A 24,214-nucleotide genomic window follows, 5' to 3' on the forward strand; every position below is an offset into this window, starting at 1 on the left:
GCGCTAGACCTTGCGGATCACGGTGACGACCTTGCCGAGCACGGTCGCGTCGTTGCCCGGGATCGGGTCGAACGCCGGGTTGTGCGGCATCAGCCACACCTGACCGCCCGCGCGCTTGAACGTCTTGACGGTGGCCTCGCCGTCGATCATCGCCGCGACGATGTCGCCGTTGTCGGCGACGTGCTGCTGCCGCACCACCACCCAGTCGCCGTCGCAGATCGCGGCCTCGACCATGGAGTCGCCCACCACCTTGAGCAAAAACAGCGTGCCCTCGCCGACCAGCTCGCGGGGCAACGGGAAGACGTCTTCGACCGCCTCTTCGGCGAGGATCGGCCCACCGGCCGCGATGCGGCCGAGCACCGGGACATACGTGGGTTCGGGCAGCGCGTCCGACCCGGCGACCTCGGTGGCCGGCGCGGCGGCGCCGGCGTCCTCGGCGCCCCGGACGTCCACGGCCCGCGGGCGGTTCGGGTCGCGGCGCAGGTATCCCTTGCGCTCCAGCGTGCGCAGCTGGTGAGCCACCGACGACGTCGAGGTCAGGCCGACGGCGTCGCCGATCTCCCGGATGCTCGGCGGGTAACCGCGGCTGGTGACTGAGGCGCGGATGACGTTCAGAATGGTGCGCTGCCGTTCGGTCAGCGAGGAGTCCACCGGATGCGAGCTGCTTGATGGGGTGTCGTTGCTGTCGCTCATGCACCGAATGTAGCGGCACCGGGGCGAAGAATCAAACATGTGTTCGACTGGCGTGTCGTGGCGGCGGAAATCCACCCGGCAGCACGCCTCGAGCTGCCGAATAACAAAGGTGTAACTCTTCGGTAGATCGGGTATTTCAAGGCCATGTCAGTGGTCGCGCCCACAAAGTTGTCGGCGGGGTGCTCTAACGTTTTGCTCGTTCGACACGCTTCGCTCAAATGTTCGGGTTTCGAACACACGAGCGACTATAGTCGAACACACGAGCGAGAATGAGATGACCGGAGGAACGCAGATGACCATCATCCACACAGTCGCGCCGCGTACCGGCGGCGTTCGGCGCCCGGTCAACGGGCCGGTGCCGGGGCTCCGCTACGGCCGCGACGGGCTGGCCCGCTCGCGCAGGCCGGGTCCGGCCAGGCCGGCGGGCGCGCCGCCGCGCTACTACGGCACCGGTGTCGCGATGTCCGTCGCGCCGCACCGGACGCGTCGTCCCGTCACGGTGGCGACGACGGTGGGGCTGGCGCTCGTCGCCGGGATCATCACGCTGTGGCTGGGGCTGGTCGCCAACATCGGGCAGGCGGTCAACGGCGATTCCCCGGGAGCGGCGGCCCCGGTGCCGGATCGGCTCGCCGTCGTGCGGGTCGAGCCCGGCGAGTCCCTGCAGGACGTCGCCCACCGGGTGGCGCCGGACGCGCCGGCCCGCCAGGTGGCCCAGCGGATCCGCGAACTCAACGACCTGAACTCGCCGTCCGTCGCCGCGGGTCAGACGCTGATCGCGCCGGTCGGCTGACGCGCGCAGCGCGAAACGGTGGCGATGCCAACCGGGGGAGCGCACGGGTACGCTCGGGGTGTTCTGCGACCCCGGATGTGAGCACGGCGAAGGAGCGGTCATGCACTGTCCGTTCTGCCGCCATCCCGATTCCCGGGTGATCGACTCGAGGGAAACCGACGAAGGCCAGGCCATCAGGCGCCGCCGATCGTGCCCCGAGTGCGGGCGTCGCTTCACCACCGTCGAAACGGCGGTGCTGGCCGTCGTCAAGCGCAGCGGTGTCACCGAGCCCTTCAGCAGGGAAAAGGTCATCAGCGGGGTCCGTCGGGCCTGCCAGGGCCGCCAGGTCGACGACGACGCGCTGAATCTGCTTGCCCAGCAAGTGGAAGACACCGTGCGCGCCGGCGGGTCGCCCGAGGTGCCCAGCCACGAGGTCGGCCTGGCCATCCTGGGCCCCCTGCGCGACCTCGACGAGGTGGCCTACCTGCGGTTCGCCTCGGTGTACCGGTCGTTCTCGTCCGCCGAGGATTTCGAGCGCGAGATCGAGGCGCTGCGCGCGCACCGCAACGTGTCCACCGATCCGGAACCGGCCGCTCGTTAGGCTGTCGGCATGCCGCCCGATCTGCATCCCGATCTTCAGGCGCTGGCGCCGTTGCTGGGGACCTGGGCCGGCCGGGGTTCGGGCAAGTACCCGACGATCCAGCCCTTCGAGTATTTCGAGGAAGTCGTGTTTTCCCACGTGGGCAAGCCGTTTTTGAGCTACGCGCAAAAGACCAAGGCGGTCGCCGACGGTAAACCGCTGCACGCCGAGACGGGATTCCTGCGGGCGCCGCGACCGGGAGAGGTCGAGCTGGTTTTGGCCCATCCGAGTGGCATCACCGAAATCGAAGTGGGAACCTACGCGGTGGCCGGCGGCGTCATCGAGGTCGAGATGTCGACGAGTGCCGGCGGGACGATCGGGCTGACCCCGACCGCCAAAAAGGTGACCGCGCTTGGCCGTTCGTTTCGCATCGACGGCGACGAGCTGTCCTACTCCGTTCGGATGGGCGCCGTGGGCCAGCCCCTCCAGGATCACCTCGATGCGATCCTGCACCGGCAGCGCTGAACCGCGCGTCAGTCGACCTGCCTGACACCGTCGCTGACGACGCGCCCGGCCACGCCCACCCAGCCCTCGGCGTTCCAGGTGGTTTCGATGACGGACCCGTTGCCCTGTGTGATGTGCAGGTCGCGACTGAGGTAGTCGGTGAGCCGCATCGCGGCGGACCCGGTGGCCTCGTCCTCCGGCACGCCGAGGTTCGCGAAGAACCCCCGCGCGCGCAACGAGCCCGCCGATCGATCGACCCAGGCCCACAGGTAGTGCGCGACGTCGATGGGGAAGTCGGCCGGGTCGGCGCCCAAAACGTCGTCCGCGGAATCGAATTCGTGGATCGCCAATTCCGGGGCCCATTCGGATCGGGCGCTGATCTTTATGACCTCACCCGGATAGCTCACCTGCACCAGGCCGGCCGGCACGTGCAGCGTCTTGATCGGCCAGCCGTTCTCGCGCAGCCACCACGCCGCACCGACCGTGGGGTGCCCGGCGAACGGAAGTTCGATGCGTGGGGTGTAGATCGTCGCGTGCGCGGTGGTCGCGCCGGCGGCCGGAAGGTCGATGAACACCGTTTCGCTGTAACCCAATTGGGTCGCGAGCCGCTGCCGCTCCCCAGGTCCGATCCGGGCCGCTGGGCTTTCCGAAACCACACCGAGCGGATTGCCGAAATTGCCCTCGGTGTCGGTGAACACGCGCACCACCGTGACATCGATACACATGCCCCGACTTTACGGGCCGGGTCAAAGCAATTGTCAGGTGGCGCTGCGCTCGTCGGAACCCATGGCGTTCAGCACCGCCACGCGGGTGTCGGCCGGGCCGGTGACGGTCTTCTCGCCGCCCCCGGTGCGAAGCAGCGCGCGAAGCGCGGCCTGGTCGTATTCGGCGGGCTGGGTGCTGTCGATGAAGCGCTGCACGACGTCGATGAAGCGCGCCGGGTCGTCGTGGAAAGGGAAGTGGCCCGAGCCTTCGAAGATCTCGAGGCGCGAGCCGGGCATCGCGGCGTGCGCCATCCAGGCGTGCCGGACGGGGACCACCACATCCTTGGTGCCCCAAACGATCTGAACCGGGATGGCCTCGGTCAAATAACATCGGTCCAGCATCGTCACGATCTGCCCGCGCCAGTCCACCACCGCCCGCAGGGTCCGGCTGAACGCCGCCGAGGCCGTCGGCTCCGGCAGGTCGTCGAGGATGCGCAGCACGTTGGGCAGGTCGTGGCCCAGCGCGGTCGATCCGATCGCCAGCCCGGCCAGCTTGCCCGCCAGCTGAACCGCCGGCAGCACCAGCGGCAGCCGCAGCAGCGCCAGCGCCTCGCTGCCCATCGGCAACGAGGCCAGCCGGAAGACGACGTTGACGTCCTTGGTGACGCCGCCGGCGGCGACCAGGATCAGCCGGTCGACCAAATGCGGGAACTGGTAGGCGAATTGCATGGCCACCCCGCCGCCCAGCGAGTGGCCGATGATCGTCACGCGCTCGATGTCGAGCACGGACAGCAGGTCGCGCATGCCGTTCGCGTAGGCGGCGGCCGAGTAGTCGGCGCGCGGCTTGTCGGATTTCCCGTGACCCAGCAGGTCGGGGGCGATGACGGTGAACCGCTGGGCGAGCTTGGCCTGCACGGCATTCCAGGTGGTGGAGTTGTCACCGATGCCGTGGAGCAGCAAGATCGCCGGCCCGGAACCCGCGATCCGGTAGGCCCGCCGATAGCCGTGAATGGTGCGGAACTCGAGCGTCGGCGCCGTCACCTCACGCACGGGGCGAAGGTTGCTCTTGCGCTTGCGCTCGGTCATCTCGCCAACCTTGGTGTCGGCCCGCGCTATGGGCGTTTTAAAGAGTCTCAAGTTTGGTCGTCGTCGTTCTTCTTCTCCGCCTGCTGGGCAAGAAATCGCTCGAACTCGGCACCAAGCTCGTCGCCGCTAGGCAGGTCCTCGTCGCGAGTCAGTAACGACCTGTTCTCCTGAGCGTCGATGAAGGCATCGTACTGGCGCTCGAGCGCGGCCACCACTTGAGCCACTTCCGCGCTCGCCTGGACCTGTTCGTCGATTTTGGCCCGGATCTCTTCCGCGGCCTCGGTCAGCGCCGACAGCGGCAGCTCGAGCGATCCGCTCCTGGCGACCTGCTCGAGCAGCGCCTGGGCGGCGGCCGGGTAGTCGGTCTGGGTCAGGTAGTGCGGGACGTGGACGGTGAAGCCGACGACGTCGTGCCCGTGCTGGGCCATCCGGTATTCCAACAGGTTGGACGCGCTGCCCGGAACCTGGATCTCCGAGATCCAGGGCTGGAAGTCGGAGATGAGCTCCTTGTTGTTGGAATGCGCCGTCAGCGTGATCGGGCGCGTGTGCGGAACGGCCATCGGGACGGTGCCCAGGCCGATGGTGCGCCGCACGCCGAGCCGCTCGGCCAGCAGGCGCACCGCGGTGATGAAGCGCTCCCACTTCAGGTCCGGCTCCATGCCGGCCAGCAGCAGAAACGGGGTGCCGACGCTGTCGCGCAACGCGTACAGGCTCAGCTCCGGGTCGTCGTAGTGGGTGAAGTGATCCGTCTTGAACGTCATCAACGGCCGCCGCGAACGGTAATCCAGCAGTTCGTCGATCGCGAACGACGCCACCAGCTCGGCGTCCAGCACCGCCTTCAGGTGGGTGGAGGCCAGCCGTATCGCGTGACCCGCGTCGGAGAAGCCCTCCAGGGCGTGCACCAGCACCGGGCCCTGGCCGTCGGCCGTCGACAACTGCGGTGCCGGAAACTCCAGCTCGTACATGCCGGGCTGGCCTGGCTGATAGTCGTCGTCGTCCGGACTGTGATGGCGCGCCATCGGGCTTCCTCCTCTCCGGAATCTCTCCAGGGTGCCTTAACAAGTGTCCCCCGAATCAACGGGCACCCCCAACGGAAACACCGAACCGAGCGCGGAGCGTCCCGGCGGGTTCAACTCGGCCCGCCGCCCCATGGTCAGGCATGATGGACACCAAATGCGCATATCGACGGTGCTGCTTTGCTCGGGGGTTGGCCTGGCGACGTTGTTGACGTCGTGCACCAGGCCCGCCGAGCCCGCCGCGCGCCCGATCGTGTCCGCCGACGTGGCCACCGCGCCGGTGCAACGGCTCAGCCAGCCGCAGCAGAGGGCGGTCGCGCGTCCCGTCGACCCGGACAGGCGCGTCGGCGCGATCTTCATCAACGACGGCCCGCTGCACGTGTGTACGGGTGCGGTGTTGCATTCGGCGGCGGGGAACCTGGTGATGACGGCGGCGCACTGCCTGGCGGGAGCCGCCAAAATCACCTTCGTCCCCGGTTTCGCCGGCGACGCCGCGCCGCCGCCCGCGGATGTCTGGAAGGCCGACGCCGTGTACCTCGATCCGCGCTGGACCGCCGGCAAGGACGCGCACGCGGACTACGCGATCGCGCGGGTCAGCAACGACGCGGGTGGTTCGGTCGAGTCACACGTCGGGCTGGCCCTGACGCTCGGCGTCGCACCGCCCCCGGGCAGCCACGTCACGGTGCTGGGGTACGCGGCCGGGGTCGGTGGCTCGCCCATCGGCTGCCAGGCCACCACCTCGGTCAACGACAACGGATTCCCGTCGTTGACGTGCGAGGGGCTGGTGGACGGCACCAGCGGCGCGCCGTGGGTCAGCGGCACCACGCTCACCGGGGTGATCGGCGGTTTCGAGCGCGGCGGGTGCGCCGCCAACGTCTCGTACTCGGCGCCGTTCGACGCCCGGACCGCGCAGTTGCTGGCGCGCGCCGAGGCCGGCGGTCCCGGCGACCCGGTGCCCAACGACCTCGACGACAGCTGCTGAGTCAGCGGCGGAACTGGGACAGCGCGCGCATCTTGTTGGTCACGTCCAGCGCGGCGACCTTGTAGGCCTCGGAGAAAGTCGGATAGTTGAACACCGCGTCGACCAGGTAGTCGACGGTGCCGCCGCAGCCCATCACGGCCTGCCCGATGTGCACCATCTCGGTCGCACTGGTGCCGAAGATGTGCACCCCGAGCAGCTTGCGATCCTCGGTGGAGACCAGCAGCTTGAGCATCCCGTAGGAGTCGCCGGCGATCTGGCCGCGGGCCAGCTCCTTGTACCGCGCCACGCCCACCTCGTAGGGGACGGAGTTCTTGGTCAGTTCCACCTCGGTGGCCCCGACGTAGGAGATCTCGGGGATCGAATAGATGCCGATCGGCTGCAGGTCGGTGATGCCGTCGCACGCCTCCCCGAACGCGTGGTAGGCGGCCAGCCGGCCCTGCTCCATCGAGGTCGCGGCCAGCGCGGGGAACCCGATCACGTCGCCGACGGCGTAGATGTGCTGCACCTTGGTCTGGAACTTGTCGTCCACCCAGATCCGCCCGCGGCCCTCGACCTCGAGGCCCGCGTTGTGCAGGTCGAGGTGATCGGTCTGCCCCTGGCGACCCGCGGAATACATCACCGTCTCGGCCGGGATCTGCTTGCCGCTGGCCAGGGTGGTGACGGTGCCCGCGGAGCCCACGTCGACCGCGGTCACCTCCTCGCCGAACCGGAACGTCACCGCCAGGTCGCGCAGGTGGAACTTCAGCGCCTCGACGACCTCGGGGTCGCAGAAGTCCAGCATGTCGTCGCGCTTTTCCACCACGGTCACCTTGGTGCCCAACGCGGCGAACATCGAGGCGTATTCGATGCCGATCACGCCGGCGCCGACGACGACCATCGAGGCCGGCAGCGACTTGAGGTCGAGGATCCCGTCGGAGTCGAGCACGCGGTCCTCGTCGAACTCGACCCCGGACGGCCGGGCGGGCCGGGTGCCCGTGGCGATCACGATGTATTCGCCGGTGACGGTCGTCATCTCCCGCCGGCCCGGGTCCTCCACGACGACGGTGTGCGGGTCGATGAATCGGCCGTGGCCGACCAGCAGGTCGATTCGGTTGCGCATCAACTGATTGCGCACCACGTCGACCTCCTTGCCGATCACGTGCTGGGTCCGCGCCAGCAGGTCGGCCGGCGTGATCCTGTCCTTGACGCGGTAACTCGCCCCGTAGAGCTCGCGCTGGTTCATCCCGGTGAGGTAAAGGACCGCCTCGCGCAACGTCTTTGACGGGATGGTGCCCGTGTTGACGCACACGCCGCCCAGCATCCGGCCGCGCTCGATGATGGCGACCGATTTGCCCAGCTTGGCCGAGGCGATGGCGGCCTTTTGGCCGCCCGGTCCCGAACCGATGACGACGATGTCGTACTCCTGCATCGAACCCATGAGATAGACGATAAGGCCCACAGTCCAGACTTTCTCCACAGACGAGCGGTCGGACCCCGTTGCGGGAGCAAGGCCCGACGGTGCCGGCCGTCAGCGTTGGTGCCCATGACGACGCATCGAGCTGATTTCGAACTCAACCGCCCCGGGGCGCTGATCGCGGCGCTACCGGCCGTTCTCGGCTTCGTTCCGGAGAATTCACTGATCTTGGTGTCGCTGGACGGCGGCGAAATGGGGTCCGTGCTGCGGGTCGACTTGTCCGAGGAGGTGACCGACCGGCTGGTGCACCTGGCGGCGATCGCCGCCGCCGCCGAACCCGAGGCCGCGATCGCGGTGATCGTCGACGCCGAGGGCGCGCACTGCCCGGGGTGCAACGAGGAACACCGGCTGCTCTGCGCGGCGCTAGCAGATGCGTTGGCGCAGCACGACATTCAGCTGTGGGCCGCGCACGTGGTGGACCGGGTGGCCCTCGGCGGCCGCTGGCATTGCGTGGACCGCTGCGGCGCCGGCGGCCCGATCGACGATCCCTCGGCGTCACCGCTGGCCGCCGCGGCGGTGCTCGACGGCCGGCGGCTCTATGCGCGGCGGGCCGACCTGCAGGCCGTGATCGCCCTCGACGCGGCGCGCGGCGCGGGGCTGGCCGACGCGCTGCGGCGTCAGGCGGCGAAGCGGGAGGCGGCGCAGCGCGACGATCCCGTGGGTTGCGCCCGCCGCGACGTGCGGCGCGCGCTGGCCGTCGCGAAGCGCGTCGCCGCCGGCGAAACGCCGTCGGGCACCCAGCTGGCGGCGCTGGGCTGCGCGCTGCGCGATGCGCAGGTGCGCGACACGCTGTATGCGCTGGCGGTCGGCGAACGGGCCGGCGACGCGGAGTCGCTGTGGGCGCTGCTGGCGCGCTCGCTGCCCGAACCGTGGCGGGTGGAGGCGCTGGTGTTGCTCGCGTTCAGCGCGTACGTCCGCGGCGACGGCCCGCTCGCGGGCGTGTCGTTGGATGCCGCGCTGCGCTGCGACCCCCAGCATCGGATGGCGGGCATGCTGGATCAAGCCTTGCAGTCCGGTTTGCGGCCCGAACGCATCCGGGAACTGGCGGTCACCGGCTACCGGCTGGCCAAGCGGCTGGGGGTGCGGCTGCCGCCGCAACGGTCGTTCGGGCGCCGGGCGGGATAGCCGGCGCGGTCGGCTCTTAGACCTTCTCGACCTTGACGGCGTGGGCCATCTCGTGCGGCAGGGTGACGTTCTCGTGGCCCGGGATGAGGATGGTGACCCCACCCCCGCCCGGGCTGGTCTCGACGGTCACCCGCGCATTGGGCACCACGCCGGCGTCCTTGAGCCGGGTGATCAGGTCGATGTCCCCCTGGACGTGTTCGGTGAGCTGCCGGACGACCACCGCCACGGGCGACCCGGCGGGCAGCTCGGTCAGCCGGACCAGGTCGGCCTCGCCGGAGCCGGAATCCGGGCCCACGCCGAGGTCCAGCAGACCCGGAATCGGGTTTCCGAACGGGGAAGTGGTCGGGTTGTTGAGCACCTTGACGAGCCGGCGTTCGACCTCCTCGCTCATCACGTGCTCCCAGCGGCATGCCTCGGCGTGCACTTCCTCCCACGGCACCCCGATGACGTCGACAAGCAATCGTTCGGCCAGGCGGTGCTTGCGCATCACGGCGATGGCCAGCGCCCGGCCCTTGTCGGTGAGCTCCAGGTGGCGGTCCCCGGCGACGTGCAGGAGCCCATCGCGCTCCATGCGGGACACGGTCTGGCTGACGGTCGGACCGCTCTGCTCGAGACGTTCGGCGATCCGGGCGCGCAGCGGCGTCACGCCCTCTTCCTCGAGGTCGTAGATGGTTCGCAGGTACATCTCGGTCGTATCAACCAGCTCGTTCATCCAGCACCCTCCATTGACGCCGAGTCTACTTGGCAAGCTGCGCGAATGGGTGTAACGCGTCACCGGCAAGCAGTATGCCCGCCGCGTGACGCGGCGGGCATACCGTCTCCTGCTAGCTCGCTGTGGCGGCGATCGCAAGCGCGGCGCTAGCCGGGCGCCGCGGGTCGCCGCGATCTACCTGGGGGCCTCAGCTCGCGTACGAGCGCAGCCGGTCGGCGCGTTCGCCGTTGCGCAGCTTGGACATCACGTCGCGCTCGATCTGGCGGACCCGCTCGCGGGACAGCCCGAACAGCTTGCCGATCTGGTCCAGGGTGCGCGGCTGGCCGTCGTCCAGGCCGAAGCGCAGCCGGATCACCTGATGCTCGCGCTCGTCGAGAGTGGCCAGGACGCTGCGGATGTCGGTGTGCAGCAGCTCGGCGATCACCGCGTTCTCCGCGGACATCGCCTCGGCGTCCTCGATGAAGTCGCCCAGCGGGGCCTCTTCCTCGGAGCCGACGGGCATGTCGAGGCTCACCGGGTCGCGGCTGTGCTCCAGCAGGTCGTTGATCTTCTCGATCGGGATTCCGGATTCCGCGGCCAGTTCCTCGTCGGTGGCCTCACGCCCCAGGTTCTGGTGCATCTCGCGCTTGATCCGGGCCAGCTTGTTGACCTGCTCGACCAGGTGCACGGGCAGGCGGATGGTGCGGCTCTGGTCGGCCATTCCGCGGGTGATCGCCTGGCGGATCCACCATGTCGCGTAGGTGGAGAACTTGAAACCCTTTGTGTAGTCGAACTTCTCCATCGCGCGGATCAGGCCCAGGTTGCCCTCCTGGATGAGGTCCAGCAACGGCATGCCGCGGCCCGTGTAGCGCTTGGCCAGCGAAACCACCAGGCGCAGATTCGCTTCCAGCAGGTGGCGCCGTGCAGCCTGGCCATCGCGCACGACGGCCTCGAGGTCGCGTTTGCGGTTCTCGCCGAGGCGCTTGCGGGTCTCGAGCAGATGCTCGGCATACAGACCGGCCTCGATGCGCTTCGCCAATTCGACTTCGCCCGCCGCGTTCAGTAGCGCCGTCTTACCAATTCCATTGAGGTAGACGCGCACCAAGTCCGCTGCGGGGCTTTGAGCATCCAGATCGCCGTCGATCCTGCTTGTGCCGGCATTCGCCATAGCGACCTCCCGTTCGGCTTTGTACTGTCAAGTGGTTCAACGACAGACCCAGCCTTGGAGTTCCCACCCGGTCGCGATCTCACACGCTTTGACGTGCAGAAATGTGCCGACGACCTGAGAAAGTCCTGAGAAGTGCGGCTCGCGGACGATTACCGGGAACCGTGGTCGTCGTGGTCCCGGGTCGGTGGATGTGTGTGCGCTTCGGGGGCCCGGGGCGGCTCGAGCGCTCGCTGCTCGGCACGGGGGAACAGGGGGGTCCGCCGGCGGGGTTCGTCGAAGCGCCGCGGTTCGTCGTCGCGGCGCGGTGGCCGGTCGTTGGCGATCAACACCGCCATCCAGGGCAGCGGCACCGAGACCGCCACGATCGCCAGCGAGATCAGACCGTTGTGCCAGGCGCCGTACGCGACGGCGGCCAGGATCAGGGCCGGAATCCGAAACGCCATCAGGGTCAGGTACTTACGCACCCGCGCGCGATGCTCCTCCTCGTAGGAGGGGGCGGCGGAGGTGATCAGGATCGGACGGCCCGCGTCGTCGAAACCCAGCTGTTCGCCGCGCTTCATCCCTCCACTGTCCCACACGCGGTCGATTCCGGTAACGGCGAGTCAGGGGGCACAATGTGAGGCATGCGCACCCAGACCATCGAACGCACCGAGACCGACGAACGCGTCGACGACGGGACCGGCAGCGATACCCCGAAGTACTTCCACTACGTCAAGAAGGACAAGATCGCCGAGAGCGCGGTCATGGGCAACCATGTGGTGGCGCTGTGCGGCGAGGTGTTTCCCGTCACCCGTGCGGCGAAACCGGGCTCGCCGGTCTGCCCGGAGTGCAAGCGGATCTACGAGCACCTCAAGAAGGGCTGATCAGGCCGGTGGCTCCGCCGTCGCGACGGCGGGCGGCGCGGGGTTCGCCGGCGTCTCCACCGGGTGCCTGGGGCCGCGCGTGCGCGCCAGCACCCAGTTGCGCAGCCGGTGGGCGTGCGTCTTCGGCGCGGGGAACTCCTCCTGGATGGCCGCGTTGAGTTCGGCGCCGATCATGATCGCGAAACCGCCGAAAAACGCGAACAACAGAAACGCGATCGGCGTGGACAGCGCGCCGTAGGTGTAGCCGGTGCTGGTGATCCACCTCAGGTAGAACCGCAGGCCCAGCGTGGCGATCACGAAGACCGTGGTCGCCAGGATCGCGCCGAAGATCAGGCGATGAGACGGCAGCGGCACGGGCAGCGACACCCGGTACAGGATCATCACCGCCAGCGTCAGCCCCAAGATCAGCGCCGGGTAATAGCCGTAGCGCAGCACGTTGGCCAGGCCGACGGGGATGTGCTCGGAAATCTTGCGCGGGCCCACCACCACCAGCGGCGCGGTCGCCACCACGACCACCAGCCCCACCAGGTAAAGGAACAGCGCGAAGAACCGCTGCCGCACGGGATGACGCAGCGGCGTCTGGTCGTGCGCCTCGACGACGGAATCGACGAACGCAGAGATCGCCGACGACCCCGCCCACAGCGAGATCAGGAACCCCAGCGAAACCACCTCACCGCGGGCGTTGTTGGCGATGTCCCGGATGGTCGGCTCGATGATCTCGTTGACGACGCTGGGCGAGAACACGCTGTGGGCCGTCGAAATCACCTGGTGCTCGATGCTGGGCAACATCTCCGGCCCGAACAAGGGCGCCACATAGGCCAGGACGCCCAGCAGCCCCAGCAGCAGCGGCGGCAGGGACAGCGCCGACCAGAAACCGGCCTGCGCCGACTCGGAGAAAATCGAATCGTCCCAGCTTTTGCCCAGAGTCCTCAGACTGATTCGCCAGATGTGGTGGCGGGACGGCTTTGCGACCTGATCGCTCATACCCGTCCAGCATTACCGAAGACTGCCCGGACCGCCCACATTGCCGATGGGTGAGTTCGGCGAACTAGCTAGCGCTGACCTCCAGCACGGCTTCCTGCTCGGTCAGTTTCGCCTCGTGCTGGTTTGCGTGGTGCTGGCAGAAGAGAAGCTCAAGTCCGGAAGACAGCTTGGCGCGGACTCGAGCCGCGGCACCACAACGATCGCAGCGGTCCGCTCTTGTCAGCTCGGGACTGGTCAGAGTTGCATTCATGGCTTCTCCGTTCTCGTACATTCACTCTCTCAGACGTATGGGGTTTTCGCCTTGTTCCCCGATCGTTCTCGGGTGTGTCGTTTCTCACGAGCCGCTCTGGTTTATCCGGCGGACCCGGATAGGGTGCCGACTGTGTCGTCCGAACCCGTCGTCTTAGTGCACTTATGCGGGCGCGAGCAGTGGTCCCGGGCCCGCGATCGCGGCCGAATCGAGCCCGACCCGCCCGGCTCGGAATTCATCCATCTGTCGGCGCCCGAGCAGGTGCACCTGCCCGCCAACCGGCTCTACCGCGGCCGCGACGACCTGGTTCTCTTGCGCATCGACCCGGCCCTGTTGGACTCGCCCGTGCGCTGGGAGCCGGGAGTGGCAACGGATCCGGATTCGATGTTGTTCCCGCATCTGTACGGCCCGCTGCCGGTGAGCGCCGTGGTCGGCGTCACCGCCTATCCGCCCGGGCCCGACGGCACCTTCGGCCCGGCGGCCGGGGCGCCCACGTAGGCGTCGGCCTCGATCTCCACCATCAGCCCGGGTGCGATCAGCGCGGACACCTCGACCATGGTGGCCGCCGGGCGTATCTCGCCGAAGACCTCGGCGTGCACCGCCGCAACCTCCGGCCAGCGTGCGATGTCGGTGACGTAGATGCGGGTGCGCACCACATCGGTGAGCGCGGCGCCGGCCTGCTGAAGCGCAATATCGATGCGGCGCAATGCATCTCGCGCCTGCGCGACGATGTCCCCTGCTGGTCCCGCGCCGGTCGTTCCGGCCACCGCCACGTGGGGGCCGACGCGCACCGCGCGCGAATAACCCACCGCCGACTCGAAGTCGGACCCGGACGACACCAGTGTGCGGTTGGTTGGCATGCGGTCACGTTACGACGGCATGGGCTGCAGCGCACCCGATTTTGCCCCGCCTTGGCTTGGGCACCAACATGTTCGGCTACCATCCTGTCGATGAGCACGCGCGGCATCTCCGAGGACGCGCTGCGCGCCCAGGAGGAGCGCTTCGCGCGGGCGTTCGCGGCCCGCGATCCGGCGCTCGCGCGCGACCTGTATCAGCCCGACGTGGTGTACGTGAGCCCGACCGTGCGCCTGTTCGAGTGGCCCGACCGGATCGACGGCATCGAGCGCACGCTCGAGTTCATCGCGCTCACCATCAGCGCCTGTTCGGACATCCGCTACGAGGCGGTCGAACACGCAATCACCCCCGGCGCCGACGCGGCGTTCGTGCGCGTGCGCTTCGACTGGACCCAGGGCGGGCAGCGCGTGCGCTCGACGTACGTGGTGCTCTACCGCTACCGCGACGGCCGGATCGCCCGTCAGGAGCTCTACTACGACCCCGGCGGCGCGCTGCAGCGACTCGGGCCGGCCCCGTCGTGATCTCAGTCCGGGCCGCCGCGCACCAGGGACCGGCTTGTGTTGTGCCTGAACTGGAATTAACTGGCGACGGCCGATATAGCATGCCGCCATGATGCGCGTCGCGCTCGTGGGTGGTGGTGCTGCCGGTGTGCTCGCCGCAGTCCATCTCCGCCGGAGCAAACCAGAAGCGCAGATCACGCTGATCGACGCGTCCGGTCGTCCCGGAACCGGTGCGGCGTATGGCACCGACGACCCGACCCACTTGTTGAACGTTCCCGCCCAGCGCATGTCCGCGTGGCCCGACGATCCTGATCACTTTTGCCGTTGGCTCGAGGAACGGGCCGTCACCCCGGTCCAGAGCTTCGCTCCGCGTCTCGCTTACGGCCGCTACCTGCGAGAACAACTCGCGGTCGCCGACGTGCGGATCGAGAGCGCGCAGGTTGTCGGGTTGGTGCCGGGCGCGCCCGCGCGCCTGGCGCTGGGCGACGGACGTTGGTTATCGGCCGACGCCGTGGTGCTCGCGACCGGGCGGCCCGAGGGTGGCATGCCCGAGTCGTTGGAACGCGCCTTCGCTCCGGTGCTCGCCGCCGGCACCGACGGCAAGGTTGTGGTGGATCCATGGTCGCCCGGCGCGCTTGCCGCGCTGGGCGCGCGTCGGCCGGAGAGCGTCTTGGTGATCGGTTCGGGGCTCACGGGCGTTGATGTCGCGCTGCATCTCATTGCGCGCGGCGCCACCGTCACGCTGCTGTCGCGTCACGGCGCGCTCCCGCGCCGATTCCGCGCCACCGGCGCGCCGACAGAGTTGCCCAACGTCGATGCGCTCGCCACCGAGGTCTCGCTCGAGCAGATGCGCACCGCGCTCGCCGCGGACCTCGCGCACGCGCGCGAAAACGGGTCGGACTGGCGACAAGTGATCGACGCGCTCCGGCCGCGCACTGCCCGGCTGTGGCGGTCGTTGGGATGGGAAGACCAACGCCGGTTTCTGCGCGAAGACTTGCGGCAGTGGGAGGTCCTTCGACACCGCATGCCGCCCACGATTGCCGATGCGATTCATGCCGCGATCGACCGTGGCCAACTGAACATCGAGGCGGGCGAGGTCGCCGATGTGTCGCTGCGCGGCGCCGGCGTCGAACTGGTTGTGACGACAAGTTGGCGGTCGATGCGTCGGCGTGGCGACGCCGTGGTCGTCGCCACCGGCGCCGCATGGGATCGGCGGTCCCTGCAACGCTCCGCGCTCTGGGCGGACCTGCTCGACAAAGGTGTCGCGTCGCTGCACCCGTGCGGGGTGGGAGTGCGACTCGACGCGGACGGCCATCTCATCGACGCGGCCGGGGGTGCGGTCCCGGGCATCGTGTGTCTGGGCTCGATCCGCCAGGGCGAGGAGTGGGAGACCACCGCGATTCCCGAGATCCGCGCTCAAGCGGCCGCCATCGCCGAGCTGCTCGCCACCGACACGCGCGAGCGCCCGGTGCGGGCGCCCAGTCTCATCTCGACTGCGCCGGAATCCAGTGGTGCCCCCGCTTCGTACGCCGAGGGTGTGCGTCGCCTGCTCGCCGTCCAGGACGGCGCATCGCTCGCCTTCGCTGAAGCGGTCGCGGAAGATCCGCACCACGCGCGTGCCCACGTCGCGCTCGCGATGATCGCCACGGAACGGCCCGACCGCGCGGGCGGACCTGACGCCGTCACCGGCCACCTCGCTCGGGCGCGCGCGGCGCTTGCCCATCGCAGCGACGAAGACCGTAGCCACGTCGAGGCCATCGCAACGTGGTGCGAAAAGGGAAACGCGGCGGGCACCGACGCGCTCATCGATCATCTCGACCGCGTGCCGAACGACGCGGTCGCGTTGCTTGTGCTGGCGCCGTCGATAGCGTTCGCCGGGGCCGGCGACGCGTTGCCGGACGCGTGGCAGTACGTCGAGCGATTCACCGGCGTGCACGGCGAGGCGCCATGGTATCTCGGCTTGCGCGCCTATGGCCGAACGGAACAGGGCCTGTGGTACGACGCGGCCGATTTGGCCGACGCCGCACTCGAACTCGATCCGGGCAATGGCAACGCCGCGCATGCGCTCGCCCACGTTCACTACGAGACCGATGCGCACGGAGCCGGGCTGAAATGGCTGACTGACTGGATCCCGGGCGACGGTAGCACCCAGCGCTACCTCCCGCACTTTCAGTGGCATGCCGCGCTGCACGAGCTCGCGATGGGCGACGCGGCCGCCGCGGCGCGCCGGTACGCCGCGTTTCTCGCGCCGCCCCATTCGAAGGACGTTCGTTGTCTCGTCGACGCGGGTTCGCTCGCGTGGCGGGCGCGCCTACATCCGGACTGGGTGACTCCGCCTGACCCGATGGCGGTGCTCGCCGAGGTCGGCTCGCTGGCATACGCGCCGCAAACGCCGTTTATCGCGTTTCACGCGCTGCTTGTGCTGGCCGCCGCGAACGATCCCGCCGCGATCCGCGCGATCGATGTTCCTGGAGCCAACGACGCGCAGGCAACGACGTTGCGTCTCATCGGCGAAGGCCTTATCGCATTGACCGAGGGTGAGCCGCGCGCCGCACTCGACTATCTCCTCGAATCGCTGCCCGGGCTTCCGTCGATCGGCGGCAGTCGTGTGCAGCAAGAAGTGGTGCTCGAAACGGCGCTGGCCGCGATGCTCCAGCTCGGTGCGCCGGGTCAAGCGGCGCGCCTCTTGTCGCGACATCGCGTCGCGCCCGGGCCGCAAGTGACCCGTGGTGCCGTGAACTGACGCTGCTGCGACGCTAGTCCAGGTAGTCGCGCAGGACCTGGGAACGGCTGGGGTGGCGCAGCTTCGACATCGTCTTGGACTCGATCTGGCGGATGCGCTCGCGGGTCACGCCGTACACCTGCCCGATCTCGTCGAGGGTGCGGGGCTGGCCGTCGGTGAGCCCGAAGCGCAGCCGCACCACGCCGGCTTCGCGCTCCGACAGCGTCTCCAGCACCGACTGCAGCTGATCCTGCAGCAGGGTGAACGACACCGCGTCGACCGCCACCACCGCCTCGCTGTCCTCGATGAAGTCGCCGAGCTGGCTGTCGCCCTCGTCGCCGATGGTCTGGTCCAACGAGATCGGCTCGCGCGCGTATTGCTGGATCTCGAGGACCTTCTCGGGCGTGATGTCCATCTCCTTGGCCAGCTCCTCGGGCGTGGGCTCGCGGCCCAGATCCTGAAGCAGCTCGCGCTGGATGCGGCCCAGCTTGTTGATCACCTCGACCATGTGGACCGGGATGCGGATGGTGCGCGCCTGGTCGGCCATGGCCCGGGTGATGGCCTGGCGGATCCACCACGTCGCGTAGGTGGAGAACTTGTATCCCTTTGTGTAGTCGAACTTTTCGACCGCGCGGATCAGGCCCAGGTTGCCTTCCTGGATGAGGTCGAGGAAGGCCATGCCGCGGCCCGTGTAGCGCTTGGCCAGCGAGACCACCAGCCGCAGGTTGGCTTCCAGCAGATGGTTCTTCGCGCGGTCGCCGTCGCGGCAGATCCACATCATGTCGCGGCGCTGGGCGGCGGGCAGCTTGTCGCCGCGCTCGGCGTGCTCGCTCATCAGCTGGGTGGCGTACAGGCCGGCCTCGATCCGCTTGGCGAGCTCGACCTCTTCCTCGGCGTTGAGCAGTGCCACCTTGCCGATCTGCTTCAGGTACGCGCGAACGGAGTCCGCGGAGGCGGTGAGCTCGGCGTCCTTGCGGGCCTGCCGCAACGCCTCGGACTCGTCCTCGTCCCAGACGAAATCGCCGGAGGCCTTGTCCTTTTCGGAAGGCTCGGCGATGTCCTCGTCCTCTTCGGTCGCCGTCGCGGCCTTGGCGGCGGGCTTCGCCGCCGCGTCCTCCTCGCCTTCCTCGGCGTCGGCCACCTCGAGCTCGGGGTCATCGCCTTCGGCCGCCACGTCCACTTCGAGGTCGTCGAGATTGAGGTCTTCGGCGTCGATGTCGAGGTCCTCGACGGGCTCGGCCTCGAGGTCGGGCTCGGCGTCGAGGTCCTCCACCGCGGCGTCGGTGTCGAGGGCCTCCAGGCCGGCGTCGGCGTCCTCCGGAGCGGCTTTGGCCGCCGCCTTCGTCCCGCGGGCGGACGGCGCCTTGGCGCCCGTGGCCTTGGCCGGGGTGCGGGTCTTCTTGGTGGTCTCGGCCGCGGGCGGGGCCTCGTGCGCCTTGGTGGCCCGCGGTGCCGTCTTGGTGGCCCGTTTCGCGGGGGCGGCGCCGTTGGAAGCCTTCGCGGCCGGTCGCTTAGCGGGGGACGACGGAGACTTCGTGGCGGTGCGTTTCACCGGCTGGTCGGTTGCCGCACTTGCCTTGCTCGGTGCCACGTACACCCCTTCGTTTGGACGCACTTTCGGTGGGTATGGGCATGGTGAACCGAAAGTGTCTGCTATGTCGAATGTCGGCGTTGATATCGGCGTGTGTGTGGTTGCACGCTTTCAGTCGGGCGGTCGCCGAGGACCATTGTAACGACAGCGGCCGCCCGTACCCGGCTACCGGCCAAAATTCAGTGAGTCACATCCGAAGTGGCCGCCATCGCGGCGCCCACGATGCCGGCGGTGTTCTGCAAGGCTGCGGCCACCACCGGGGTCCGGTTTTCCAGCAGCGGAAGCCACTTGTCGGCCTTGCGGCTGATCCCGCCGCCCGCGATGAACAGGTCTGGCCAGATCGCGTTCTCGATGGCCACCAGCACCCGTGTGACCTGCTTGGTCCACTTTTCGTAGCTCCAGCCGTTGCGCTCCTTGACCGACGACGCCGCCCGCAGCTCGGCCTCCTTGCCGCCCACTTCGAGGTGCCCGAACTCGGTGTTGGGTATCAGCGTCCCGTTGTGGATGACCGCGGAGCCGATCCCGGTGCCGAACGTCAGCAGCACCACGAGGCCGGACTGGTTCCGGCCCGCGCCGTAGTGCTCCTCGGCGAGCCCGGCCGCGTCGGCGTCGTTGAGAATCACGACCTCCTGGCCGTCTAGTTCGGCGCTGATGACGTCGCGCGCGTTGGTCCCGATCCAGGCCTTGTCGACGTTGGCGGCCGTCTGCACGACGCCGTGGGTGACGACGCCGGGATAGGTCACCCCCAGGGGACCGGTCCAGTCGAACCCGCGGACGACCTCGGCGATCGTCTTGGCCACCGCCGACGGGGTGGCCGGCTGCGGGGTCAACAGCTTGATCCGCTCGCCGATCAGCAGCCCGGTGTCCATGTCGACGATGCCGCCCTTGATGCCGCTGCCCCCGACGTCGATGCCGAACCCGCGACGCTGCGGCTTGCCGGTGACCGCGTCGGGTGGCGTGTCCGTGATCGAGTCGGTGCTGGTCATCGAAACTCCTCGGCGAGACTTGGCCTGTCCGCCCACCTTAGCCCGGCCGGGACGCCGGTTGCGGGTGTCTGCGGCCCCGTGGCGTCTGTGATGCGATGGACGGGTGACGCGACCCGATGACGACCCCGCGCAGCTGCGTTCCGTGGCCGAGAAGCTGGCCGTCGAGGCCGCCGAGTTCGTCCGCCGCCGCCGCGCCGAGGTCTTCGGCGGTCGGGCGGCGAGCCTTTCGGCGGCGGGCAGCGGCGCGGTGCGGTCGAAGACCACCCCGACCGATCCCGTGACTGTGGTCGACACCGAGGCCGAGCGGCTACTGCGGGATCGGTTGGCCCAACTGCGGCCCGGCGACCCGATCCTCGGCGAGGAGGGCGGTGGGCCCGCCGGTGCCGCGGCTCCCGCCGGCGCGGTCACCTGGGTGCTCGATCCCATCGACGGCACGGTGAATTTCGTCTACGGCATCCCCGCCTACGCGGTGTCGGTCGGTGCCCAGATCGACGGCGTGTCGGTGGCGGGCGCGGTCGCCGACGTCGTGGGCGGCCGGGTGTATTCGGCCGCGACCAGCCTTGGCGCGCACGTCAGCGACGAGCGCGGGACGGAATCGTTGCGGTGCGCCGCGGTCGACGATTTGTCAATGGCGTTGCTGGGCACCGGCTTTGGCTACTCGCGGCGGCGCCGCGCCAGCCAGGCGGCCTTGGTGGCCCAGCTGTTGCCGGTGGTGCGCGACGTCCGGCGCATCGGCTCGGCGGCGCTGGACCTGTGCATGGTCGCGGCGGGCCGGCTGGACGCCTACTACGAGCACGGGCTGCAGGTGTGGGACCGCGCGGCGGGCGCGCTGATCGCGGCCGAGGCGGGGGCTCGCGTGGTGGTGACCGAGCCGGACGGCCCGTCGGGCAGCGCCGGCTTGGTGGTGGCCGCCGCCCCCGGAATCGCCGACGAGCTGTTGGCGGCCCTGGACCGGTTCGACGGCCGACGGCCGCTGCCGGAGTGAGTGTCAGCAGCTGCTGGAGTGAATCTTTTGCAGCAGCGCGGGATCCGACGGCTCGGTGGCGCCGGGTTTCAGGCTGGCGAGCACCGCATCGACGTCGTCGTTGTGGGCCAGCGCGGTGAACTCCGTGCCGATGGCCAGGTCGACGGAATCGTCGGCGCGGCTGTCGTTGAACAATTCCGTGCAGGGCGCCACCAGCCACACCGCGGCGGCCGTGGCCTGTCCGGCCGTGCCGAAGCGGATCTGCCCTTGGCAGTTCAGCCTCGTGCCGGCGTAGACGGGGTCGTTGGCGGCGGTGGGCTGCGCGAAGCCCAGGTCCTTCATGGCGCCCGCGACGTCGCCGGCCTGGCCGCCGCGACCGCTGGCGTTGAGCACGCGGACCTTGGTGTCGGCGAGTTTGGCGGGTGTGACGTCGGCCATGGCGCTGCGCGACACCTGCTCGCCGAGTTGGGGGGCGGTGGACCCGGGCGGCTGCGGCGGCGGGTTGCACACCACGGCCTCGTGCACCTTCGCCGGTCGCGTCAGCGCCACGGTCCACACCACGCCGGTGGCCACCACCAGCAGCGCGAGCACCACGATCGCGGGCCGGGGATTGCGTCGCCTGAAAGGCCTCCCGTGCTTGTCAAAAGCGGTACCTTCGGTAATCTGTGCGACCACATGTGCACTCTAAAGGCACTGTTTAAGACTCGAGGCAAGGGTCAATCCGGGCGTGTGACGTAAATCACACACTAATGGCGCGCGATACGGGCACGAATCGTTTGGTGGATGCGTTCGACGCTGGTACAAAGCGTTGCTTGGGATAAACGAGGCCTGTTAGAGGGGATAGGGCAGGGGAGAGATATGCCTACCGACTACGACGCTCCGCGGCGTACCGAGACCGACGACGTCTCGGAAGACTCGCTGGAGGAGCTCAAAGCACGACGCAACGAGGCGGCCTCGGCCGTCGTCGACGTCGACGAATCCGAATCAGCTGAGAATTTCGAACTGCCCGGCGCCGACCTTTCCGGAGAAGAGCTGTCCGTACGCGTCATCCCGAAGCAGGCCGACGAGTTCACCTGCTCGAGCTGCTTTTTGGTGCAACACCGCAGCCGTCTCGCCAGCGAGAAGAACGGCGTGATGATCTGTACCGACTGCGCGGCCTGATCGGTCAACTGCGCAATGCCGACAGCACCCGCTCCGGGTGACGGCAGCTCACCAGCCAGTACGGCGTCGGGTCGTCTGGGTCATCGAGGACCACCAGCACCATGGGGCCGACCCATGCCCGGTGCAGCACGTAGGCGGCCGGGTCGAGCTGGCGGCCCAGGGCCGCCGACTTCGCCGTCGGCGCTATCTCGGCGGACCGGGCGATCACGTTGACCGGTAGATGCGCCTCGCCGGCCCACAGTTCCACCCCGCCCGGGGCGGACGAGCTTTCGGTGACGCGGATCTCGACCCGGCCCAGCCACAGCAGCGCCCCGGCGGCCACCACGAACAGCGCCGCGTACGGCAGCCAGTCGGGCAGCGAGCGAACACCGAGGTTGACTTCGAACGCGATCAGCGCCGCCAGCCCGAAAGCCAGTGGCCACCACCACCACGGCACCCACAGTCGTTCGCGATATCGCACGCTGTGCGGCGCGACGCGCGTTGCAGACACGCGGTCAAGGGTAGTCTGTGGCCCCGTGTCGACCAGTCTGGCCATCGTCCGCCTCGATCCCGAACTTCCGCTGCCCGCTCGCGCCCACGACGGCGACGCCGGGGTCGATCTTTTCAGCGCCGAAGACGTCAAGTTAGGCCCGGGGCGTCGCGCCCTGGTGCGAACGGGCGTCGCGGTGGCCATTCCGTTCGGGATGGTGGGTCTGGTGCACCCGCGCTCGGGACTGGCTGCGCGCGTTGGGCTTTCGATCGTCAACAGCCCGGGTACCATCGACGCCGGCTACCGCGGCGAGATCAAGGTCGCGCTGATCAATCTCGATCCGGACGAGCCGATCGTGGTGCACCGCGGCGACCGGATCGCCCAATTGCTGGTGCAGCGGGTCGAGTTGGTGGAGCTGGTCGAGGTGTCGTCGTTCGACGAGGCCGGGCTGGCCGAAACATCCCGTGGCGACGGTGGTCACGGTTCCTCCGGAGGACATGCGAGTTTGTGATGGCGGCATTCGGTAAGCGCTCAGACAAAGGCGACGGCGACCCCACGGACGACGTCGAGGCCCAGGTATCCCCCCAGGAGTCCGACGAGCTCGAGGGCCCGTTCGACATCGACGACTTCGACGACCCCGCGGTCGCCGAACTGGCGCGGCTCGACTTGGGCTCGGTCCTGATTCCGATGCCGGAGGCGGGGCAGCTCCAGGTCGAACTGACCGAGACCGGCGTGCCCAGCGCGGTGTGGGTCGTCACCCCCAACGGTCGTTTCACCATCGCCGCCTACGCCGCGCCCAAGACGGGGGGCCTGTGGCGCGAGGTGGCCGCGGAGCTCGCCGAGTCGCTGCGCAAGGACTCGGCCAAGGTCAGCATCAAGGACGGCCCGTGGGGCCGCGAGGTGGTCGGCACCGCGACCGGTGTGGTGCGGTTCATCGGGGTCGACGGCTACCGCTGGATGATCCGCTGCGTCATCAACGGCGCGCATGAAACCATGGAAGCTCTGGAGCAGGAGGCGCGGGCGGCCTTGGCGGACACCGTGGTTCGCCGTGGCGACACCCCGCTGCCGGTGCGGACGCCGTTGCCCGTGCAGCTGCCCGAGCCGATGGCCGAACAGCTGCGGGCCGCCGCGGCCGCCCAGCAGGCCTCCCCACCGGCCTCCCAACAGGCCGACGCGCAGGGCGAGGCGCCCCAGGGGGAACAGCCGCCCGAGCCGGCCGCGCGCCGCAGCGCCGAGGGGTCGGCCATGCAGCAGCTGCGCACCACGACCGGCGGCTGAGTCCTACAGCTCGGCGAGGGCGGCCAGGCAGGCCGCGCCCAGCGCGGCGGGGTCCGCGCCGAGCTGATCCAGCGTCACCGTCCGCAGCGCCGCCCGCGGCGCGGCGGTGACCCAGTCGAGGGCCACCTGCAAGGGGTGGATCGGATCGTCGACCGCGGCGGCCACCGCCAGCGGCGTGTCCAGCCCGGTCAGGTCCGCGCAGCTGGGCGCGACGTAGGCCGCCGCCTCCTCCATGGCGTCGGGCAGCTGGGGCCACTGGGCGCGCCACGACCGGGCCAGCTCGTCGGCCAGCCACGGCGGGCTGGAGTCCCGCATCTGCGTCGTGGTCGCCGCCAGGCCCTCGGCGCGCAGCTGGGACGCCGAATACCGCGCCGCCAGCGCCGCGGGTGCGGTTCCGGGCGGGCCGGCCCAGGCGGGCAGCGCGGCCAGGACGGCGACGGCGCGGTCGGGATGGGCCAGCGCCCACGCGGCCGCCACCGCGGCCCCGATCGACACGCCGCCGACACCGATCGGGCCGTCGCGGGCCGCGTCGTTGAGCGCGGACACGTAGCCGTCGATCAACCGGTCCGGCCGGGGCGGCGGGGCCACCAGCGTGGCGCCGGCCTCGCGCAGCGGGTGAGAAAAGGCCCGGTAGACGTAGTCGTCGTCGGAGCCGGTGCCCGGCAGCAACACGGTCGAGACACCCCGCAGATCGACAGCCACCCCTCGATATTGCCCGGCCTTCACGAGCGGTCCAACACCACGTTTCGTCCGGTTGGCGCCGGGGAACCAACAGGTCTACGGTGTCCGTTGGCATGGAGGAAGCACCGAGGCTTTAACA

The 24,214-nt window shown here is 69.3% G+C and carries 29 protein-coding genes; 13 read left to right on the plus strand and 16 right to left on the minus strand.

All coding sequences use genetic code 11. The annotated features are described in order from the left end of the window. Positions 1–3: 3 nt before the first annotated feature. Positions 4–693, minus strand: a complete 690-nt coding sequence (gene lexA, locus MTAB308_RS05650; protein WP_077098540.1) for a transcriptional repressor LexA — start codon at positions 691–693, stop codon at positions 4–6. A 292-nt stretch (positions 694–985) separates the two neighbouring features. Between lexA and MTAB308_RS05655 the strand changes: the two genes are divergently transcribed. The 3 genes from MTAB308_RS05655 to MTAB308_RS05665 all read left to right on the plus strand — a co-directional run bounded on the left by MTAB308_RS05655 (position 986) and on the right by MTAB308_RS05665 (position 2,567). Next, positions 986–1,483, plus strand: coding sequence for a LysM peptidoglycan-binding domain-containing protein (locus tag MTAB308_RS05655; protein ID WP_077098932.1), 498 nt, complete (start codon positions 986–988; stop codon positions 1,481–1,483). Positions 1,484–1,583: 100 nt separating this feature from the next. Then, positions 1,584–2,063: a transcriptional regulator NrdR gene (gene nrdR / locus MTAB308_RS05660; protein ID WP_077098541.1), complete on the plus strand. Its 480-nt coding sequence runs from the start codon at positions 1,584–1,586 to the stop codon at positions 2,061–2,063. 9 nt (positions 2,064–2,072) lie between these two features. Then, positions 2,073–2,567, plus strand: a complete 495-nt coding sequence (locus MTAB308_RS05665; protein WP_077098542.1) for a peroxynitrite isomerase — start codon at positions 2,073–2,075, stop codon at positions 2,565–2,567. Positions 2,568–2,575: 8 nt separating this feature from the next. Here MTAB308_RS05665 and MTAB308_RS05670 read toward each other — a convergent pair whose 3' ends face one another. The 3 genes from MTAB308_RS05670 to MTAB308_RS05680 are packed head-to-tail and all read right to left on the minus strand — an operon-like array spanning position 2,576 to position 5,355. Then, complete coding sequence (locus tag MTAB308_RS05670) at positions 2,576–3,271, minus strand: PhzF family phenazine biosynthesis protein (RefSeq protein WP_077098543.1); 696 nt, start codon at positions 3,269–3,271, stop codon at positions 2,576–2,578. A 33-nt stretch (positions 3,272–3,304) separates the two neighbouring features. Further along, positions 3,305–4,336 (minus strand): alpha/beta fold hydrolase, encoded by a 1,032-nt coding sequence (locus tag MTAB308_RS05675; protein WP_077098544.1) that lies wholly within the window; start codon positions 4,334–4,336, stop codon positions 3,305–3,307. Between the two features lie 47 nt (positions 4,337–4,383). Further along, a complete protein-coding gene (locus MTAB308_RS05680; protein WP_077098545.1) occupies positions 4,384–5,355 on the minus strand; it encodes a proteasome assembly chaperone family protein in 972 nt (323 codons plus the stop codon). A gap of 154 nt (positions 5,356–5,509) precedes the next feature. Here MTAB308_RS05680 and MTAB308_RS05685 point away from each other — a divergent pair, with 154 nt between their 5' ends. Further along, positions 5,510–6,334 (plus strand): trypsin-like serine peptidase, encoded by an 825-nt coding sequence (locus MTAB308_RS05685; protein WP_425436190.1) that lies wholly within the window; start codon positions 5,510–5,512, stop codon positions 6,332–6,334. Between the two features lies 1 nt (position 6,335). Here the strand turns inward: MTAB308_RS05685 and sthA are convergent, their stop codons facing one another. After that, positions 6,336–7,742, minus strand: a complete 1,407-nt coding sequence (sthA, locus tag MTAB308_RS05690; RefSeq protein ID WP_108637235.1) for a Si-specific NAD(P)(+) transhydrogenase — start codon at positions 7,740–7,742, stop codon at positions 6,336–6,338. Positions 7,743–7,856: 114 nt separating this feature from the next. On the opposite strand from sthA, the gene MTAB308_RS05695 reads away from it, so the two are divergent. Beyond that, complete coding sequence (locus MTAB308_RS05695) at positions 7,857–8,912, plus strand: DUF4192 domain-containing protein (protein WP_077098548.1); 1,056 nt, start codon at positions 7,857–7,859, stop codon at positions 8,910–8,912. Positions 8,913–8,928: 16 nt separating this feature from the next. Here MTAB308_RS05695 and MTAB308_RS05700 read toward each other — a convergent pair whose 3' ends face one another. The 3 genes from MTAB308_RS05700 to MTAB308_RS05710 all read right to left on the minus strand — a co-directional run bounded on the left by MTAB308_RS05700 (position 8,929) and on the right by MTAB308_RS05710 (position 11,349). Then, positions 8,929–9,624 (minus strand): iron-dependent transcriptional repressor DtxR, encoded by a 696-nt coding sequence (locus tag MTAB308_RS05700; protein WP_077098549.1) that lies wholly within the window; start codon positions 9,622–9,624, stop codon positions 8,929–8,931. 187 nt (positions 9,625–9,811) lie between these two features. Then, entirely contained in the window at positions 9,812–10,771 is a 960-nt protein-coding gene (gene sigB / locus MTAB308_RS05705; protein WP_066909888.1) for a sigma-70 family RNA polymerase sigma factor SigB, read from the minus strand. A gap of 149 nt (positions 10,772–10,920) precedes the next feature. Then, a complete protein-coding gene (locus MTAB308_RS05710; RefSeq protein WP_108637205.1) occupies positions 10,921–11,349 on the minus strand; it encodes a DUF3099 domain-containing protein in 429 nt (142 codons plus the stop codon). A 45-nt stretch (positions 11,350–11,394) separates the two neighbouring features. On the opposite strand from MTAB308_RS05710, the gene MTAB308_RS05715 reads away from it, so the two are divergent. Further along, a complete protein-coding gene (locus tag MTAB308_RS05715; protein WP_066909891.1) occupies positions 11,395–11,634 on the plus strand; it encodes a DUF3039 domain-containing protein in 240 nt (79 codons plus the stop codon). On the opposite strand, the gene MTAB308_RS05720 is transcribed toward MTAB308_RS05715, so the two are convergent. After that, positions 11,635–12,618, minus strand: coding sequence for a YihY/virulence factor BrkB family protein (locus MTAB308_RS05720; RefSeq protein ID WP_077098551.1), 984 nt, complete (start codon positions 12,616–12,618; stop codon positions 11,635–11,637). A gap of 64 nt (positions 12,619–12,682) precedes the next feature. Continuing rightward, positions 12,683–12,868: a DUF7455 domain-containing protein gene (locus MTAB308_RS05725; protein WP_077098933.1), complete on the minus strand. Its 186-nt coding sequence runs from the start codon at positions 12,866–12,868 to the stop codon at positions 12,683–12,685. A gap of 123 nt (positions 12,869–12,991) precedes the next feature. On the opposite strand from MTAB308_RS05725, the gene MTAB308_RS05730 reads away from it, so the two are divergent. Beyond that, the gene (locus tag MTAB308_RS05730; RefSeq protein ID WP_245831283.1) at positions 12,992–13,366 is read left to right on the plus strand and encodes a DUF952 domain-containing protein; all 375 of its coding nucleotides are present in this window, start codon (positions 12,992–12,994) and stop codon (positions 13,364–13,366) included. Here the strand turns inward: MTAB308_RS05730 and MTAB308_RS05735 are convergent. Beyond that, entirely contained in the window at positions 13,312–13,728 is a 417-nt protein-coding gene (locus MTAB308_RS05735) for a RidA family protein (protein ID WP_077098553.1), read from the minus strand. The genes MTAB308_RS05730 and MTAB308_RS05735 overlap by 55 nt on opposite strands. Before the next feature lie 90 nt (positions 13,729–13,818). On the opposite strand from MTAB308_RS05735, the gene MTAB308_RS05740 reads away from it, so the two are divergent. Both MTAB308_RS05740 and MTAB308_RS05745 read left to right on the plus strand, forming a co-directional pair. Next, on the plus strand, positions 13,819–14,244 hold the full coding sequence (locus MTAB308_RS05740; protein ID WP_077098554.1) for a nuclear transport factor 2 family protein: 426 nt from the start codon (positions 13,819–13,821) through the stop codon (positions 14,242–14,244). Between the two features lie 88 nt (positions 14,245–14,332). Continuing rightward, a complete protein-coding gene (locus MTAB308_RS05745) occupies positions 14,333–16,966 on the plus strand; it encodes an FAD/NAD(P)-binding protein (RefSeq protein ID WP_077098555.1) in 2,634 nt (877 codons plus the stop codon). Positions 16,967–16,979: 13 nt separating this feature from the next. Here the strand turns inward: MTAB308_RS05745 and MTAB308_RS05750 are convergent, their stop codons facing one another. Both MTAB308_RS05750 and ppgK read right to left on the minus strand, forming a co-directional pair. After that, positions 16,980–18,536 (minus strand): RNA polymerase sigma factor, encoded by a 1,557-nt coding sequence (locus tag MTAB308_RS05750; RefSeq protein ID WP_077098934.1) that lies wholly within the window; start codon positions 18,534–18,536, stop codon positions 16,980–16,982. A 179-nt stretch (positions 18,537–18,715) separates the two neighbouring features. Next, a complete protein-coding gene (ppgK, locus tag MTAB308_RS05755) occupies positions 18,716–19,522 on the minus strand; it encodes a polyphosphate--glucose phosphotransferase (protein ID WP_077098556.1) in 807 nt (268 codons plus the stop codon). 103 nt (positions 19,523–19,625) lie between these two features. Between ppgK and MTAB308_RS05760 the strand changes: the two genes are divergently transcribed. Continuing rightward, the gene (locus MTAB308_RS05760) at positions 19,626–20,507 is read left to right on the plus strand and encodes an inositol monophosphatase family protein (RefSeq protein WP_077098557.1); all 882 of its coding nucleotides are present in this window, start codon (positions 19,626–19,628) and stop codon (positions 20,505–20,507) included. Positions 20,508–20,510: 3 nt separating this feature from the next. On the opposite strand, the gene cei is transcribed toward MTAB308_RS05760, so the two are convergent. Further along, complete coding sequence (gene cei / locus MTAB308_RS05765; RefSeq protein WP_077098558.1) at positions 20,511–21,161, minus strand: envelope integrity protein Cei; 651 nt, start codon at positions 21,159–21,161, stop codon at positions 20,511–20,513. Between the two features lie 183 nt (positions 21,162–21,344). Between cei and MTAB308_RS05770 the strand changes: the two genes are divergently transcribed. Further along, a complete protein-coding gene (locus tag MTAB308_RS05770) occupies positions 21,345–21,647 on the plus strand; it encodes a DUF4193 domain-containing protein (protein WP_036468275.1) in 303 nt (100 codons plus the stop codon). Positions 21,648–21,651: 4 nt separating this feature from the next. Here the strand turns inward: MTAB308_RS05770 and MTAB308_RS05775 are convergent, their stop codons facing one another. Then, positions 21,652–22,137, minus strand: coding sequence for a DUF3093 domain-containing protein (locus tag MTAB308_RS05775; RefSeq protein ID WP_077098559.1), 486 nt, complete (start codon positions 22,135–22,137; stop codon positions 21,652–21,654). A 25-nt stretch (positions 22,138–22,162) separates the two neighbouring features. On the opposite strand from MTAB308_RS05775, the gene dut reads away from it, so the two are divergent. Continuing rightward, entirely contained in the window at positions 22,163–22,627 is a 465-nt protein-coding gene (gene dut, locus MTAB308_RS05780; RefSeq protein ID WP_077098560.1) for a dUTP diphosphatase, read from the plus strand. Then, a complete protein-coding gene (locus MTAB308_RS05785; protein ID WP_077098561.1) occupies positions 22,627–23,394 on the plus strand; it encodes a DUF3710 domain-containing protein in 768 nt (255 codons plus the stop codon). Before dut ends, MTAB308_RS05785 begins: the two co-directional genes overlap by 1 nt. 3 nt (positions 23,395–23,397) lie before the next feature. Here the strand turns inward: MTAB308_RS05785 and MTAB308_RS05790 are convergent, their stop codons facing one another. Further along, positions 23,398–24,096: a hypothetical protein gene (locus MTAB308_RS05790; protein WP_077098562.1), complete on the minus strand. Its 699-nt coding sequence runs from the start codon at positions 24,094–24,096 to the stop codon at positions 23,398–23,400. Between the last annotated feature and the right edge of the window lie 118 nt (positions 24,097–24,214).

It is taken from the genome of Mycobacterium terramassiliense (assembly GCF_900157385.1).
GTDB classification, from domain to species: Bacteria; Actinomycetota; Actinomycetes; order Mycobacteriales; family Mycobacteriaceae; genus Mycobacterium; species Mycobacterium terramassiliense.

Bases quoted from the DNA above. Each gene is read 5' to 3' on its own strand.
- lexA (WP_077098540.1), bottom strand. From the start codon at position 693: ATGAGCGACAGCAACGACACCCCATCAAGCAGCTCGCATCCGGTGGAC.
- MTAB308_RS05655 (WP_077098932.1), top strand. From the start codon at position 986: ATGACCATCATCCACACAGTCGCGCCGCGTACCGGCGGCGTTCGGCGC.
- nrdR (WP_077098541.1), top strand. From the start codon at position 1,584: ATGCACTGTCCGTTCTGCCGCCATCCCGATTCCCGGGTGATCGACTCG.
- MTAB308_RS05665 (WP_077098542.1), top strand. From the start codon at position 2,073: ATGCCGCCCGATCTGCATCCCGATCTTCAGGCGCTGGCGCCGTTGCTG.
- MTAB308_RS05670 (WP_077098543.1), bottom strand. From the start codon at position 3,271: ATGTGTATCGATGTCACGGTGGTGCGCGTGTTCACCGACACCGAGGGC.
- MTAB308_RS05675 (WP_077098544.1), bottom strand. From the start codon at position 4,336: ATGACCGAGCGCAAGCGCAAGAGCAACCTTCGCCCCGTGCGTGAGGTG.
- MTAB308_RS05680 (WP_077098545.1), bottom strand. From the start codon at position 5,355: ATGGCGCGCCATCACAGTCCGGACGACGACGACTATCAGCCAGGCCAG.
- MTAB308_RS05685 (WP_425436190.1), top strand. From the start codon at position 5,510: ATGCGCATATCGACGGTGCTGCTTTGCTCGGGGGTTGGCCTGGCGACG.
- sthA (WP_108637235.1), bottom strand. From the start codon at position 7,742: ATGCAGGAGTACGACATCGTCGTCATCGGTTCGGGACCGGGCGGCCAA.
- MTAB308_RS05695 (WP_077098548.1), top strand. From the start codon at position 7,857: ATGACGACGCATCGAGCTGATTTCGAACTCAACCGCCCCGGGGCGCTG.
- MTAB308_RS05700 (WP_077098549.1), bottom strand. From the start codon at position 9,624: ATGAACGAGCTGGTTGATACGACCGAGATGTACCTGCGAACCATCTAC.
- sigB (WP_066909888.1), bottom strand. From the start codon at position 10,771: ATGGCGAATGCCGGCACAAGCAGGATCGACGGCGATCTGGATGCTCAA.
- MTAB308_RS05715 (WP_066909891.1), top strand. From the start codon at position 11,395: ATGCGCACCCAGACCATCGAACGCACCGAGACCGACGAACGCGTCGAC.
- MTAB308_RS05720 (WP_077098551.1), bottom strand. From the start codon at position 12,618: ATGAGCGATCAGGTCGCAAAGCCGTCCCGCCACCACATCTGGCGAATC.
- MTAB308_RS05725 (WP_077098933.1), bottom strand. From the start codon at position 12,868: ATGAATGCAACTCTGACCAGTCCCGAGCTGACAAGAGCGGACCGCTGC.
- MTAB308_RS05735 (WP_077098553.1), bottom strand. From the start codon at position 13,728: ATGCCAACCAACCGCACACTGGTGTCGTCCGGGTCCGACTTCGAGTCG.
- MTAB308_RS05740 (WP_077098554.1), top strand. From the start codon at position 13,819: ATGAGCACGCGCGGCATCTCCGAGGACGCGCTGCGCGCCCAGGAGGAG.
- MTAB308_RS05745 (WP_077098555.1), top strand. From the start codon at position 14,333: ATGATGCGCGTCGCGCTCGTGGGTGGTGGTGCTGCCGGTGTGCTCGCC.
- ppgK (WP_077098556.1), bottom strand. From the start codon at position 19,522: ATGACCAGCACCGACTCGATCACGGACACGCCACCCGACGCGGTCACC.
- MTAB308_RS05770 (WP_036468275.1), top strand. From the start codon at position 21,345: ATGCCTACCGACTACGACGCTCCGCGGCGTACCGAGACCGACGACGTC.
- MTAB308_RS05785 (WP_077098561.1), top strand. From the start codon at position 22,627: ATGGCGGCATTCGGTAAGCGCTCAGACAAAGGCGACGGCGACCCCACG.